The 15,809-nt window shown below is 70.4% G+C and carries 9 protein-coding genes; 7 read left to right on the top strand and 2 right to left on the bottom strand.

The genetic code is table 11. From position 1 onward, the window contains the following. Positions 1-220: 220 nt before the first annotated feature. Positions 221-1,450: a trypsin-like serine peptidase gene (locus ACFWBT_RS34590; RefSeq protein WP_385706924.1), complete on the bottom strand. Its 1,230-nt coding sequence runs from the start codon at positions 1,448-1,450 to the stop codon at positions 221-223. A gap of 481 nt (positions 1,451-1,931) precedes the next feature. Between ACFWBT_RS34590 and ACFWBT_RS34585 the strand changes: the two genes are divergently transcribed. The 5 genes from ACFWBT_RS34585 to ACFWBT_RS34565 all read left to right on the top strand — a co-directional run bounded on the left by ACFWBT_RS34585 (position 1,932) and on the right by ACFWBT_RS34565 (position 10,617). After that, complete coding sequence (locus ACFWBT_RS34585) at positions 1,932-3,386, top strand: diaminobutyrate--2-oxoglutarate transaminase family protein (protein WP_385706923.1); 1,455 nt, start codon at positions 1,932-1,934, stop codon at positions 3,384-3,386. Positions 3,387-3,662: 276 nt separating this feature from the next. After that, positions 3,663-5,666, top strand: coding sequence for an IucA/IucC family protein (locus ACFWBT_RS34580; protein ID WP_385706922.1), 2,004 nt, complete (start codon positions 3,663-3,665; stop codon positions 5,664-5,666). Positions 5,667-5,705: 39 nt separating this feature from the next. Beyond that, entirely contained in the window at positions 5,706-6,509 is an 804-nt protein-coding gene (locus ACFWBT_RS34575; protein ID WP_385706921.1) for a GNAT family N-acetyltransferase, read from the top strand. Positions 6,510-6,566: 57 nt separating this feature from the next. Then, complete coding sequence (locus tag ACFWBT_RS34570; protein WP_385706920.1) at positions 6,567-8,510, top strand: IucA/IucC family protein; 1,944 nt, start codon at positions 6,567-6,569, stop codon at positions 8,508-8,510. Between the two features lie 88 nt (positions 8,511-8,598). After that, positions 8,599-10,617 carry an ATP-dependent DNA helicase gene (locus tag ACFWBT_RS34565; RefSeq protein ID WP_385706919.1) on the top strand — a complete coding sequence of 673 codons (2,019 nt, stop codon included), beginning with the start codon at positions 8,599-8,601 and terminating at the stop codon, positions 10,615-10,617. 221 nt (positions 10,618-10,838) lie between these two features. On the opposite strand, the gene lexA is transcribed toward ACFWBT_RS34565, so the two are convergent. Further along, positions 10,839-11,615 carry a transcriptional repressor LexA gene (gene lexA / locus ACFWBT_RS34560; RefSeq protein ID WP_266763403.1) on the bottom strand — a complete coding sequence of 259 codons (777 nt, stop codon included), beginning with the start codon at positions 11,613-11,615 and terminating at the stop codon, positions 10,839-10,841. A gap of 517 nt (positions 11,616-12,132) precedes the next feature. Here lexA and nrdR point away from each other — a divergent pair. Continuing rightward, a complete protein-coding gene (nrdR, locus tag ACFWBT_RS34555; RefSeq protein ID WP_385706918.1) occupies positions 12,133-12,684 on the top strand; it encodes a transcriptional regulator NrdR in 552 nt (183 codons plus the stop codon). A 162-nt stretch (positions 12,685-12,846) separates the two neighbouring features. Beyond that, a complete protein-coding gene (locus tag ACFWBT_RS34550) occupies positions 12,847-15,744 on the top strand; it encodes a vitamin B12-dependent ribonucleotide reductase (RefSeq protein ID WP_385706917.1) in 2,898 nt (965 codons plus the stop codon). Positions 15,745-15,809 lie beyond the last annotated feature (65 nt).

Below are 15,809 nucleotides of genomic sequence, written 5' to 3'. Positions count from 1 at the left end.
GGCGTGCGCCTGTCCGTGGGGGCGATCCGCTCGGGCTTCCACAGCCCGTCGATCACCGGGTTGCCGGGCGTGGGGCGGCTCTGCGGGGAATCCGCCCGGACGCGGCACCCCGCTCGCTCGCTCGCTCGCCCGGTCGGCCGAGGACGAACGGCGGTGGACCGGTGACGCATTGCGCGACCGTCCCACCGCCGTCGGGCCGAACCCTGTCACGTCGTCGGCGTCACTGCCCGGCGAATTTCCCGCTCACCGAGTCGTACACGCCCTTGGCCACGTCACCCAGCCGCGGACCCGCCAGCCAGCCGAACTTGACCGGGCCGATCGAGGTGTTGGACACCAGCGCCGGCTTGCCGTCCGAGCCCGCGGCCACCCAGCCGCCGCCCGAGGAACCGCCGGTCATGGTGCAGCCGATCCGGTACATCGTCGGGTCGGCCTGCGCGATCGACAGCCGTCCCGGCCTGTCGGTGCACTGGAACAGCTTCTGGCCGTCGAACGGCGCCGCGGCCGGGTAGCCGGTCGCCGTGATGCTCGAGACCTTGGGCACGGCCGGAGCGTTGAAGTTAACCGGCAGCGCCGAACCCACCGTCTCCTCCAGCGACTTGCCGTCGCTGCCCTTCTCCGGCGTCACGTGCAGCACGGCGAAGTCGTACGAGGCGCCCTGGCCGCCCGTGGTGCCGCCCTGCTCGATCCACTGGTCCGAGGTCTGCGCCCAGTCGCTCCACCAGACGCCGTAAGGAGCGACCTCCTTCCGCGGGGCGCTCTCCATCTGCGCCGCCGTCTTGCCCGAGTCGTTGTACGAGGGCACGAAGGCGATGTTGCGGAACCAGCCGCCCTTCTTGCCGGCGTGCACGCAGTGGCCCGCGGTCCACACCAGGTTGGACTTGCCCGGGTGCGCCGGGTCCTCGACCACCGTCGCCGAGCAGACCATCGTGCCCTCGGGGGAGTCGAAGAACACCTTCCCCGCCTCGGGCACGTTCGCGTGGTACGCCGTGTTCACGGCCTGCGCCGTCACCGGGGCCGGCTCCGGGTCGGTGACGCCCTGGTCACCGGTGAGGTCGGCGTCGTCGACGCCCTTGTTCTTGTCCGGGTCGTCGGCGCCGCGCATCCGGTCCGGGTCCCAGAGGTCCTTGATGATCGGGTTGATGAAGTCGTCGGCCTCGCGCAGCCAGTCGTCCTTGTCCCAGTTCTTCCAGGCGCCTTTCTTCCACTTGTCGACGTCGATGCCGTGTTCTTTGAGCTTGTTCTTGATGTCGTCCGGGATCTGGATCTTCCCGTCGCCTCCCTGGGACGCGGAGGCGCTCGACTGACCGCTCGCCGTGTCGTCGCCCGAGCCGCAGGCGGTGGCGGTCAGCGTCAGGGCCACGGTGAGGCCGACGGCGGCCAGGACGGGGGACGTTCTGCGGCGCGCGCTCCTGCCTCGACGAGCGGCGAAGGGCGGGCGTATGGATCGCATGGTGTAACTCCCCCTGAGCGTATGGGAACTAGGTGGTGCGTAGGCGGGTGCCGAGCGGTTCGTTCGGTAGGACCGAACGGCACCAAAGACTATGCGGTCGCTGTGGGGGACGTCCGACGGAACGGCAACGGTTCAGCTACGGGGGGTCCGGTCGGGCAACCCGCCGGGAACCCCCTCCGGCGGTGGAGGCCCTGGCACGCTCCCGGTGCCCGGAAGCCGCATGGCGCCGTGCCCGGCACCGGCGGCCCGGCGGCCCATGCCGGCCCCGGCCCTTGACCCGTTGCGCAACCTCCCCCCCCGTGCCAGATGTGAGGACAAGGACCGGCACCGGGCCGGAGCGGCAAGGTTCCGGCGCGGCAAGGAACTTCGAATTCACCCGCTTCCCAACGCGAGCAGCGTCGTTGGTACGTACGGGGGGCCTGACGTCTGCGTTCGGAACCCCCTGCCAAGTCGCCTCTGGACAGCGGGAGGACCGGAAGTCGTGGCCGTGACCGATTCAGCGGTGGTGCCGGTGGGGGCGCCCGGGGAATCCCAGGGGGCGTGGGACAGTGGTGCCGCAGCGGCCGAGGGGGCGCGCGCGGCGCACGAGGGGATCCTGCGGCGCCAGTCGGCGCGTGAATCGGCGGCACGGACCTACGCGCGCGCCCTGCCGATCGTCCCCGTGCGGGCACGCGGGCTGACGATCGAGGGCGCCGACGGCCGCCGCTACCTCGACTGCCTCTCCGGCGCCGGGACGCTGGCCCTCGGACACAACCATCCCGTCGTCCTGGAGGCGATCAGAAAGGTCCTCGACTCGGGAGCGCCCCTTCAGGTCCTGGACCTCGCGACACCGGTCAAGGACGCCTTCACCACCGAACTCTTCCGCACGCTCCCCCCGCGCTTCGCCGAGCGCGCCCGGGTCCAGTTCTGCGGACCGGCCGGGACGGACGCCGTGGAGGCCGCGTTCAAACTGGTGCGCGCGGCCACCGGCCGCACCGGCATGCTCGCGTTCACCGGTGCCTACCACGGGATGACCGCGGGCGCGCTCGAGGCCTCCGGCGGCGCGACCGACGGACGCGTCGCGCGCCTGCCCTATCCGCAGGACTACCGCTGCCCGTTCGGTATCGGCGGCGGCCGCGGTGCCGAACTCTCCGCGCGTTGGACGGAATCCCTCCTCGACGATCCCAAGTCGGGCGTACCGCTCCCGGCGGGGATGATCCTCGAACCCGTCCAGGGCGAGGGCGGGGTCATTCCGGCACCGGACGCCTGGATGCGGCGGATGCGCGAGATCACGGAGGCCCGGTCCGTCCCGCTGATCGTGGACGAGGTGCAGACGGGAGTGGGCCGGACCGGCACTTTCTGGGCGGTGGAACACAGCGGGATCACCCCGGACGTGATGGTCCTGTCCAAGGCCATCGGCGGCAGCCTGCCGTTGGCCGTCGTCGTCTACCGCGACGAACTCGACGTCTGGCAACCCGGCGCCCACGCCGGCACGTTCCGCGGCAATCAACTGGCCATGGCCGCCGGCACGGCTACCCTCGCCCACGTCCGCGAGAACGGCCTCGCCGAACGCGCCGCCACCGTCGGGGCCCGCATGCTGACCCAACTCCGCAGCCTCGCGACGGAGTTCCCCTGCATCGGCGACGTGCGCGGCCGCGGCCTCATGATCGGCCTCGAACTCGTGGACCCCGAAGGCGCACCGAGTCCCACCCCCGACGGCCCTCGCCCCGCCGCCCCCGAACTCGCCGCGGCCGTCCAGCGAGAGTGCCTGCGCCGAGGCCTCATCGTCGAACTCGGAGGCCGCCGTTCGAGCGTCGTGCGTCTCCTTCCTCCCCTGACGATCAGCGACGAACAGACGTCCGCCGTGCTCGACCGGCTCGCGGACGCGGTGAAGGCGGTGGCACAGGGAGACCTACTCGGCAGGGACGGGGCACGGGCCACCGGCGGTCCGCGGTGACGGTCTGAACGGCACGGCAACGGCCGTACGACCTCGGGCGGAACGTGCCCCGTCCCTGCCGGGTCGGCAAAGGGCACGGCCTCGGCGAACACTCGTCGGCGATGGATCACAGCCCCAGCCGACTGCCGTCCCCACCGGTACCCCACCCGCGGTCCCCACCTGCACCCCGCCGTTCCCCCCCCACAACAACCGACCAGGAACGCCAAGAGCCCCACGCGACCCCGTACCGCCCAGGTTCGTCGCCGCGCGAGCCCGAACGACCTTCAAGGAACTATCGTGAACGCCACCCCCGCCCCCGACAGCCCTTCCGCCGCGTATGAGCGAGCGGCCCGCGGCACCTCGACCCCGCACCTGTCCGGAGCGGAGTCGGTTCCCCGGCAGAAGGAGGGGGACCGGGAGCCCGAGCGGCCGCGCGAGCCCGGCGTCGACCTGCTGGATCACCCCGACACCCGGACGGCGGCGCAGGCCGCGGCGGTCGAGAACCTGCTGCGCTGCTGGGTACGGGAGAACAACCTCTCCGCCCCCGACGACGGCACCCTTCGCATCGCGCTGCCGGCCAGCGGCGCCGCCCTGCTCGTTCCCGTCCGGCACTGGTCCGCCTCCGGCTGGCACCGCTTCGGCCTTCCCCGCCTCGCCGACGCTCCCGACGAGGCACCGGCCGCCGACGCGGTGACGGTCGCGGCCCTCTTCGCACGGCAGACGGACGCCGGAGCGCCGACCGCGGGCACGACCCTCCCGGCGCCCACCGCCGAGCGGACGGGATCCGCGCCGAGCCACCGCGAAGCCCGGCACTCGGACGACCCGGCCGGTGCGGGCGCCGACCTCGTGGGCCGCGTCGCCGACTCGGTCCGCCGCACCGCCCTGTTCATCGGGGACCGCAGGGAACACCCCGACGACACACCCGACCTGTTCCTCGCCGCGGAGCAGGCCCTCCTCCTCGGCCACCCGCTGCACCCGACACCGAAGGGACGCGACGGCCTCTCCGAGACCGAAGGGCGGCTCTACTCACCCGAGTTGCGCGGCTCCTTCCCCCTGCACTGGATGGCGGTCGCCCCCTCGGTGCTCGCGGCCGACTCGGCGTGGACGGAGCGCGGCCGCCCCGTAACGGCGGAGCAGCTGACGACGCGGCTGGCCGGTACCGACCTGACGCTCCCCGACGGCTACGCCGCCGCACTGCCGCTGCACCCCTGGCAGATGCGCGAGATCCGGCACCGCCGTGACACCGCGGAACTGCTGGACGCCGGGCTGCTCCAGGACCTCGGTCCGCGGGGTACGGCGTGGCACCCCACCTCCTCCGTCCGCACCGTCTACCGCACCGGCGCCCCCGCGATGCTGAAGCTGTCGCTGGGCCTGCGCATCACCAACTCCCGTCGTGAGAACCTCCGCAAGGAACTCCACCGGGGCGTGGAGGTCCACCGTCTGCTGCGCGGCGGCCTGTTCAAGCACTGGCAGGCCGTCCACCCCGGCTTCGACATCGTCCGCGACCCGGCCTGGCTCGCCGTCGACGGCGCGGACGGCAACCCGATTCCCGGGCTCGACGTGATGATCCGCCACAACCCGTTCGGCCCGACGGACGACGTCGGCTGCGTCGCGGGACTGGTCTCACCACGCCCGCACCTCCGACCCGGCACGCTCGACCCGGCAGAGCGCGGTCCGCGCATGCGGTCCCGGCTCAGCGAGGTCGTCACACGCCTCGCCGGCCGCACCGGACGCCCGCGCGGCGCCGTCGCCGCCGAGTGGTTCCTGCGCTACCTCGAACACGTCGTACGCCCCGTGCTCTGGCTGGACAGCGAGGCGGGCATCGCGCTGGAGGCCCACCAGCAGAACACCCTGCTCCTGCTGGACGCGGAAGGCTGGCCCACGGGCGGCCGCTACCGGGACAACCAGGGCTACTACTTCCGCGAGTCCCGGCGCGCGGAACTCGACACCCGGCTCCCCGGCATCGGGACGCACAGCGACACCTTCGTCTCCGACGAGGTCACCGACGAACGCTTCGCCTACTACCTCGGCATCAACAACGTGCTCGGCCTCATCGGTGCGTTCGGCTCCCAACAGCTCGCCGACGAGAGGCTGTTGCTCGCCGCGTTCCGGCGCTTCCTCACCGACGTCGTCACCGGCCCGTCCCGACTGCGGACGCCGCTGCCCGCACTCCTGCTCGACTCACCCGTCCTGCGCTGCAAGGCCAACCTGCTGACCCGGCTGCACGGCCTCGACGAACTCGTCGGTCCGGTCGACACCCAGTCCGTCTACGTCACCATCTCCAACCCCCTTCATTCCTGAGGAACATGACCCACCCCGCCTTCTGAGAGGAGCGTCGTCGTGTCTCCCACCGACGCGAGCACCGACGCCGGCACCGCACGCGCCACCCGACCCGACCCCGGAGCCGCCCCCGGTCCCGGATCCGTCGCGGACCCCGGTTCGGACCCAGGCGCCGGCACGGACAGCGAGGACACGCTCGACCTGCGCCTCCCCGATGAGCTGATCGCCCTGTTCGCCGGGGACTCCGCGGACGGCGGGGACAACGAGGCTCGGGACGGGATCGTCGGCGGGGACGACCTTCTCGACCGTGTCGGCGGCTGGGGGCCGACCGCGACACCCGCGGGCGTCTTTCATCTCGTCCCCGCGCGCACCGAGCGCGACCTCCCGCTCATCACGCGCTGGATGAACGACCCCGCCGTCGCGGCGTTCTGGGAACTGGCGGGATCCGAGTCCGTCGTCGAGGAGCATCTGCGCCGGCAGATCGACGGCGACGGACGCAGCGTTCCCTGCCTCGGGACGCTGGACGGCACCCCGATGAGCTACTGGGAGATCTACCGCGCGGATCTTGATCCCCTGGCACGCCACTACCCCGCCCGACCGCACGACACCGGAATCCACCTCCTCATCGGCGGTGTCGCCAACCGCGGGCACGGGCTCGGCTCCACCTTGCTCAGAGCCGTCGCCGACCACGTTCTGGAAAAGCGCCCCTCATGTGCTCGTGTCGTCGCGGAACCCGATCTTCGCAACACCCCCTCCGTGTCCGCGTTCCTCAGCGCCGGCTTCCGGTTCTCCGCCGAGGTCGATCTGCCCGACAAGCGCGCAGCCCTCATGATCCGGGACCGGGCCCTGCGCGATCTGTCGTAGAGCCGTCACTCTTGGTACACCGCTCGTCCCGATTCGGTTCCCTGTCGAGGAGTTCCCGTGTCGAATCCATCCGCCACCCCGGCCGCCGGAGAGACGCCCGCCCTCTACGACCCACCCGAGCTGCGCGCGGAACACTGGGAGAAGGCCGGCCGCCGCCTGCTCGCGAAGATGATCGGCGAGTTCGCGTACGAGGGGATCATCGAGCCGGAGCCGGAGCCGGAGCCGGAGCCGGAGCCGGAGCCGGAGCCGGAGCCGGAGCCGGAGCCGGAGCCGGAGCCGGAGCCGGAGCCGGAGCCGGAGCACCCGTCCTCCGTCCCGCGCGCGGCTCCCACCGGCACCCGTAGCGCGCCGTACGGACTCCGGCTCGACGCGGGCGGCATGCTGTCGTTCCGCGCCCGCCGTACCGCGTACGGCAGTTGGCGGGTGGACCCCGACTCCCTCGCCCTCAGGGACGGGGACGCGGAACGCCGGCCCTTCAGCGACCCCGTCGGCTTCCTCACGCGCGCCCGCGGCACGCTGGGGCTCGACGGGGCGACGCTCGGGCACGGCATCCGTGAGCTGAGTACGACGCTCGCCGCGGATGCCCGCCTCGACCACGAAGCCCTCACGGCCGCCGAGCTCGCCGACCTGGGATACGCGGAACTGGAGGGCCACCAGACCGGCCACCCGTGGATCGTCCTCAACAAGGGCCGCATCGGCTTCTCCGCGCGGGACGCCGGGCACTGGGCACCGGAGGCCCGCAGAGCGACACCCCTTCCGTGGATCGCGGTGCACACCGGGCTCGCCACCTACCGCGGTGTCGGCGGCCTCGACACGGCGGACCGCCTGTACGCGTGCGAACTGGACCCCGCCACACGAGAGTCCTTCGACGCGGTGCTCCGCGCGCGCGGGCTCGACCCGGAGTCGTACCTCTATCTGCCCGTGCACCCCTGGCAGTGGGACGACGTCGTCCTGCCCCTCTTCGCCCCTCACATCGCCACGGACGCGATCGTGCCGCTGCACTCGGACGGCGATCTGCGACTGGCTCAGCAGTCCGTCCGTACGTTCGTCAACGTGTCGCGTCCGGAACGGCACACCGTGAAACTGCCGCTGTCCGTCCTCAACACCCTGGTGTGGCGCGGCCTTCCGACCCAGCGCACGCTCGCCGCGCCCGCCGTCACCACCTGGCTGCGCTCCCTGCGCGAGGCCGACCCGTTCCTGCGGGACACCTGCGGAGTGATCCTGCTCGGCGAGGTCGCCTCCGTGACCGTGGGACATCCCGTGTACGACGCGCTCCCCGAGGTGCCCTATCAATACAGGGAACTGCTCGGGGCGATCTGGCGCGAGCCGGTCTCGCGCCACCTTGCACCCGGCGAACGCGCCCGCACCCTGGCAGCCCTGCTGCACACCGACCTGGCGGGCCGCTCCTTCACCGCCCAACTGGTGGCCCGCTCCGGACTCGCCCCGAGGGCCTGGCTGCGCCGTCTCTTCGCCGTGCTCCTGCCACCGCTGCTGCACTTCGTCTATCGGTACGGCACTGTCTTCAGCCCTCATGGCGAGAACGCGATCGTCGTCTTCGACGACCACGACGTCCCCGTGCGGCTCGCGGTGAAGGACTTCGTCGACGACATCAATGTGAGCGCGGAACCACTGCCCGAGCACGCCTCCATGCCGCACGAGGTGCGGCGGGTGCTGCTCACCGAGCCGCCGGCCTTCCTGATCCAGTTCATCCACTCCGCGCTCTTCGTCGGAGTGTTCCGCTACCTCGCGCCGCTCTGCGAGGAGCACCTGGGTGTTCCCGAGGATGAATTCTGGTCCCTCGTACAAGGGGAGATCATCCGCCACCAGACACGTTTCCCCGAGCTCAAGGACCGTCACGAGATGTTCGACCTGCTCACCCCGCGTATCGAGCGGCTGTGCCTGAACCGCAACCGACTGCACCTGGACGGTTACCGCGATCGCCCGGCGCGCCCGCACGCCGCCGTCCACGGCACCGTCCCGAACCCCCTTCACCAGCCATGACGGCCCGCCCCGCACGCGGCGTGATCACGCCTTCGGTTCCGGCCTTGATCGCTCGGTTGTCAGTGGCGCCCCGTAGGCTGGCAGCGCTATGACGAAGCCCTCACTCCCCGAACTCCTGCATGCTGCCGTCACCGCCGTCGGCGGTACGGAGCGCCCTGGCCAGGTGACCATGGCCGAAGCGGTCGCCGGTGCCATCGACGACAGTTCCCACCTGCTGGTCCAGGCGGGCACCGGTACCGGAAAGTCGCTCGGCTACCTGGTGCCCGCGCTCGCGCACGGGGAGCGGGTGGTCGTCGCGACCGCCACCCTGGCGCTCCAGCGGCAGCTCGTGGAGCGGGACCTGCCGCGCACCGTCGACGCGCTGCACCCCCTGCTGCGCCGCCGCCCCGAGTTCGCGATGCTGAAGGGCCGGTCGAACTACCTGTGCCTGCACCGCCTGCACGAGGGCGTGCCGCAGGACGAGGAGGAGGGACTCTTCGACCAGTTCGAGGCGGCCGCGCCCACCAGCAAGCTGGGCCAGGACCTGGTGCGGCTGCGCGACTGGTCGGACGAGACCGAGACCGGTGACCGGGACGACCTCACACCCGGTGTCTCCGACCGGGCCTGGGGTCAGGTGTCGGTGTCGTCCCGGGAGTGTCTCGGCGCCACCAAGTGCGCCTACGGAGCGGAGTGCTTCGCCGAGATGGCCCGCGAGCGAGCCAAGCTCGCGGAGGTCGTCGTCACCAATCACGCGCTGCTCGCGATCGACGCCATCGAGGGCGCGCCGGTCCTCCCGCAGCACGAGGTGCTGATCGTCGACGAGGCGCACGAGCTGGTCTCCAGGGTCACCGGTGTCGCCACCGGCGAGCTCACGCCCGGACAGGTCAACCGCGCCGTGCGCCGCGCCGCGAAGCTCGCCAACGAGAAGGCCGCCGATCAGCTCCAGACCGCCGCCGAGGGCTTCGAGCGCCTGATGGAGCTGGCTCTGCCGGGACGCCTGGAGGAGATCCCCGAGGATCTGGGGTACGCGCTGATGGCCCTGCGCGACGCCGCCCGCACGGTGATCACGGCCATCGGCTCCACCCGCGACAAGTCCGTCCAGGACGAGGACGCGGTGCGCAAGCAGGCGCTGGCGTCCGTCGAAGCCGTGCACGCCGTGGCGGAGCGCATCGCCAACGGCTCGGAATGGGACGTCGTCTGGTACGAGCGGCACGACCGCTTCGGAGCCTCGCTCCGGGTCGCTCCGATGAACGTGTCGGGGCTCCTCAGGGAGAAGCTGTTCGCCGACCGCTCGGTCGTCCTGACCTCCGCGACCCTCAAGCTCGGCGGCGACTTCAACGGCGTGGGAGCGTCGATGGGGCTCGCCCCGGAGGGCACGGAAGGAGAGGACCTTCCCCAGTGGAAGGGCGTCGACGTCGGTTCGCCCTTCGACTACCCCAAGCAGGGCATCCTGTACGTCGCCAAGCATCTGTCGCGCCCCGCCCGGGACGCCGACCGCGGCGACATGCTCGACGAGCTCACCGAGCTGATCCAGGCCGCCGGCGGTCGTACGCTCGGCCTGTTCTCCTCGATGCGCGCGGCTCAGCTCGCGGCCGAGGAGCTGCGGACCCGCCTCCCCGAGTACCCGATCCTGCTCCAGGGCGAGGAGACGCTCGGCGAGCTGATCAAGAACTTCGCGGCCGACCCGAAGACCTGCCTCTTCGGCACGCTGTCGCTCTGGCAGGGCGTGGACGTGCCGGGCACCAGCTGTCAGCTGGTCGTCATGGACAAGATCCCCTTCCCCCGCCCCGACGACCCGCTCATGAGCGCCCGCCAGAAGGCGGTCGAGGACAACGGGGGCAATGGCTTCATGGCCGTCGCCGCCACCCACGCCGCGCTCCTCATGGCCCAGGGCGCCGGCCGCCTCGTACGCGCTTCCGGGGACCGGGGTGTGGTCGCCGTGCTGGACCAGCGTCTGGCCACGGCTCGTTACGGCAGCTATCTGAAGGCCTCGCTGCCCGACTTCTGGTACACCACGGACCGCAATCAGGTCCGTCGATCCCTTGCCGCGATCGACGAGAAGGCGAGGGCGGTCGAGGAGATGGCAGCCAAGGCCGACGAGTCGGCGGCCGAGGCGGAGGACGCGTAGCGGCCTGAGCCCGGTCGGGGGCGGCGCATGGAGGGGGCCTCAGGGTCGACGTGATCTCTGGGTCCTTCGTCCGTGAGGTCCGTGGGAACGCTCGACCACGTGCCCAAGGGGTTCGTGGTCCGGCCGGAGCCACCGGCCGGGAACGCACAGGACCCCGGAACCGGCGCAGTTGGTTCCGGGGCCCGGTCAGGGGCGGGGGCGGAGGTCCGCCCGTCGCGGTGTCACACCCGACGCAGCACAGCCACTACCTTGCCGAGGATGGTCGCCTCGTCACCGGGGATCGGCTGGTACGCGGAGTTGTGCGGCAGCAGCCACACGTGCCCGTCCTCGCGCTTGAAGCGCTTCACCGTGGCTTCGCCGTCGAGCATCGCGGCGACGATGTCGCCGTTCTCGGCGACCGGCTGGCGGCGGACCGTCACCCAGTCCCCGTCACAGATGGCGGCCTCGATCATCGAGTCACCGACCACCTTCAGGACGAACAGCTCTCCGTCGCCGACCAACTGGCGGGGGAGAGGGAAAACGTCCTCGACCGATTCCTCGGCGAGGATCGGGCCACCGGCGGCGATCCGGCCGACGAGCGGCACATAGGACGCGGCCGGCTTGCCCGCTGTGTCCGTGGGCTGCACCGACGACTGGTCGGAGCCCCGCACCTCGTACGCGCGCGGGCGGTGCGGGTCTCGGCGCAGGAAGCCCTTGCGCTCCAGGGCCATGAGCTGATGCGCGACCGAGGAGGTGCTGGAAAGGCCGACGGCCTGACCGATCTCCCGCATCGACGGCGGGTAGCCGCGCCGCTGCACGGAGTCCCGGATCACCTCGATCACCCGGCGCTGCCGGTCCGTGAGTCCCGAGCTGTCGGCCCGGATGCCTGGAGGTCGACCAGGCAGTGAGCGCTTGGGCCCCTCATGATTCGCGGCTTCGTTCATCGCATGCACCGGCTCGAGTCGGCCCTGGGAGCGCTCCTGGGCAGTGATGGTGGCGCTGTCTGCGGTGGTGGTCACGTCGGCCCCTCTCGATGGTCTCCCTGCTGGACAACGGTAGTTGCTTTCGAAAGGTTGCGCCAAACACACGTTCGAGTGAAAAAACGTGGATTGCCTGTCGCGATCATGTGTCTGGGTGTATGGCTGGCAACGTGCCTCGCGGACAAAAGGGCTTATTGCTGTACCCTTCACCGCCGGAGGCGGCAGCCGTGCCGACCGACCTGGGCCGCCGTCCAGTCTGCCATTCGATGGCCGACCGGCCGGGAAGCGGCCCCCTTCCGTGCGTCGCCCACGCTATCCCCGCGTGTCCGGGATGGGTATGCCTGTGCGGCACGTGCCCTTACGTGTACGACACGCGGGTCGTGGGCGAATTCGCGAGCCAAGCCCCACATCTAGTGGTTGGATTGCGACGGCATCCCAGAAGTTGTGGTCCCCCGGTCTTCGGACCCTCGGGTATCGCCTATGCTTGAGGCTGCTTCGAGGGGCCCGGGAGGTCCCGAGAGGTCTCTGAGTCGTGCTGTGAAGGAGGGTTGGAGCCATGCACTGCCCCTTCTGCAGGCACCCCGACAGCCGCGTCGTCGACAGCCGTACGACCGATGACGGCACATCGATCCGCAGGCGCCGCCAGTGCCCCGACTGCTCCCGTCGTTTCACGACCGTGGAGACGTGCTCGCTGATGGTGGTGAAGCGCTCCGGTGTGACCGAGCCCTTCAGCCGGATCAAGGTCATCAACGGCGTGCGCAAGGCATGCCAGGGGCGGCCGGTCACCGAGGACGCGCTCGCCCAGCTCGGCCAGCGGGTCGAAGAGGCCGTGCGAGCCACCGGAAGCGCCGAACTGACCACCCATGACGTGGGGCTGGCCATACTCGGACCCTTGCAGGAACTCGACCTCGTGGCCTACATGAGGTTCGCGTCCGTGTATCGGGCCTTCGACTCGCTCGACGACTTCGAAGCCGCCATCGCGGAACTCAGGCAGGTGAATCAGCGCCCCGCCGCGGACGACGACGACCCGGACGTGGAGCGCCAGGAGACCGATCGCGGGCCCGACGGAACCTTGGAGGTTCCCGTGCCCGCCACCGCCGCCGACTGACCGCGGGCCGGCCCCTCCGGGGCGTCCGGCCCCGCCCACGGCGGCGACCACAGACTTGCTGCGAAAGGCCGTACCAGCGCCACGCGCAGCATCAGACACAGACCGTGCCACGGGAAGTTCGCGGCACTTCAGCGCGTTTTAGCCTGTTACAGGGAGGCGGCAATGACAGAGACGGCGAGCGGTCCGGCACGAGGTTCCCGCGCAAAGAGCGGAGCCAAGGCCAGCAAGGGACTGCGCATCGAGCGCATTCACACCACCCCCGGCGTGCACCCGTACGACGAGGTGGAGTGGGAGCGCCGTGACGTCGTCATGACCAACTGGCGCGACGGCTCGGTCAACTTCGAGCAGCGTGGCGTCGAGTTCCCCGGCTTCTGGTCGGTGAACGCGGTCAACATCGTCACCAGCAAGTACTTCCGCGGTGCAGTGGGCACCCCGCAGCGCGAGGTGAGCCTCAAGCAGCTCATCGACCGCATCGTGAAGACGTACCGGAAGGCCGGCGAGGACTTCAAGTACTTCTCCTCGCCCGCCGACGCCGAGATCTTCGAGCACGAGCTGGCCTACGCCCTCCTGCACCAGATCTTCAGCTTCAACAGCCCCGTCTGGTTCAACGTCGGGACGCCGCAGCCCCAGCAGGTCTCCGCCTGCTTCATCCTGGCCGTCGACGACTCCATGGAGTCGATCCTCGACTGGTACAAGGAAGAGGGCATGATCTTCAAGGGCGGCTCCGGTGCCGGCCTGAACCTCTCCCGCATCCGCTCCTCCAAGGAGCTCCTCTCCTCGGGCGGCAACGCCTCGGGTCCCGTCTCCTTCATGCGCGGTGCCGACGCCTCCGCAGGAACGATCAAGTCGGGCGGCGCCACCCGCCGCGCGGCCAAGATGGTCATCCTCGACGTCGACCACCCCGACATCGAGGACTTCATCGAGACCAAGGTCAAGGAGGAGGAGAAGATCCGCGCCCTCCGTGACGCGGGCTTCGACATGGACCTGGGCGGCGACGACATCACGTCCGTCCAGTACCAGAACGCCAACAACTCGGTCCGCGTGAACGACACGTTCATGAAGGCGGTCGAGGAGGGCGGCAAGTTCGGTCTCACCTCGCGCATGACCGGCGAGGTCATCGAGGAGGTCGACGCCAAGTCCCTCTTCCGCAAGATGGCCGAGGCCGCCTGGGCCTGCGCCGACCCGGGCATCCAGTACGACGACACGATCAACAACTGGCACACGTGCCCGGAGTCCGGCCGTATCAACGGCTCGAACCCGTGCAGCGAGTACATGCACCTGGACAACACGTCCTGCAACCTCGCCTCGCTGAACCTGATGAAGTTCCTCAAGGACGACGGCAAGGGCCGCCAGTCCTTCGAGATCGAGCGCTTCGCCCAGGTCGTCGAGCTGGTCATCACCGCGATGGACATCTCCATCTGCTTCGCCGACTTCCCGACGGAGAAGATCGGCGAGAACACCCGCGCCTTCCGCCAGCTGGGCATCGGCTACGCCAACCTCGGCGCCCTGCTGATGGCGACCGGCCACGCGTACGACTCCGACGGCGGCCGCGCGCTCGCCGGCGCCATCACCTCCCTGATGACGGGTACGTCGTACAAGCGTTCCGCCGAGCTCGCCGCGGTCGTCGGCCCGTACGACGGCTACGCCCGCAACGCGCAGCCCCACCAGCGCGTCATGAAGCAGCACGCCGACGCCAACACCACGGCCGTCCGCGTGGACGACCTGGACACCCCCATCTGGGCCGCCGCCACGGAGGCCTGGCAGGACGTGGTCCGCCTCGGCGAGAAGAACGGCTTCCGCAACGCGCAGGCGTCCGTCATCGCCCCGACCGGCACCATCGGTCTCGCGATGTCCTGCGACACCACCGGTCTTGAGCCCGACCTCGCGCTGGTCAAGTTCAAGAAGCTGGTCGGCGGCGGCTCGATGCAGATCGTCAACGGCACCGTGCCGCAGGCCCTGCGCCGCCTGGGTTACCAGGAGGAGCAGATCGAGGCGGTCGTCGCCCACATCGCCGAGAACGGCAATGTCGTCGACGCCCCGAGCCTCAAGCACGAGCACTACGAGGTCTTCGACTGCGCCATGGGCGAGCGCTCCATCTCCGCGATGGGTCACGTCCGCATGATGGCCGCGATCCAGCCGTGGATCTCCGGCGCGCTCTCCAAGACGGTCAACCTGCCGGAGACGGCGACCGTCGAGGACGTCGAAGAGGTCTACTTCGAGGCGTGGAAGATGGGCGTCAAGGCGCTCGCGATCTACCGCGACAACTGCAAGGTCGGCCAGCCCCTCTCCGCGAAGACCAAGGAGAAGGAGAAGACCGAGGTCACGGCGAAGGCCGAGGACACCATCCGTACCGCGGTCGAGAAGGTCGTCGAGTACCGTCCGGTCCGCAAGCGCCTCCCCAAGGGCCGTCCCGGCATCACCACCTCCTTCACGGTGGGCGGCGCCGAGGGTTACATGACCGCCAACTCCTACCCGGACGACGGTCTCGGCGAGGTCTTCCTGAAGATGTCGAAGCAGGGCTCCACCCTCGCGGGCATGATGGACGCCTTCTCGATCGCCGTCTCGGTCGGTCTGCAGTACGGCGTTCCCCTGGAGACGTACGTCTCGAAGTTCACCAACATGCGCTTCGAGCCGGCCGGCATGACGGACGACCCGGACGTGCGGATGGCGCAGTCGATCGTCGACTACATCTTCCGCCGCCTGGCGCTGGACTTCCTGCCCTTCGAGACGCGCTCCGCCCTCGGCATCCACTCCGCCGAGGAGCGCCAGCGTCACCTGGAGACGGGCTCCTACGAGCCCTCCGACGACGAGGTCGACGTCGAGGGTCTGGCCCAGTCCGCGCCCCGCGCGCAGGAGCTGAAGGCCGTCGCCGCCCCCAAGATCGAGGCCGTGCCGGCCGAGCCCGCCCCGAGGCAGGTCCACACCAGCGCCGAGCTGGTGGAGATGCAGCTGGGCATCCAGGCCGACGCCCCGCTGTGCTTCTCCTGCGGCACGAAGATGCAGCGGGCCGGTTCCTGCTACATCTGCGAGGGTTGCGGTTCGACGAGCGGTTGCAGCTGACGCCGAGCGCCTGTCGGGCGTGACATAGCTGGTCAGGGCGGTGCGGTCGATCTTCGACCGCACCG

Origin of the sequence: Streptomyces sp. NPDC060027, assembly GCF_042737005.1 — a bacterium.
Taxonomy (GTDB): Bacteria; Actinomycetota; Actinomycetes; order Streptomycetales; family Streptomycetaceae; genus Streptomyces.
This window is presented reverse-complemented; position numbering and strand designations above follow the sequence as displayed.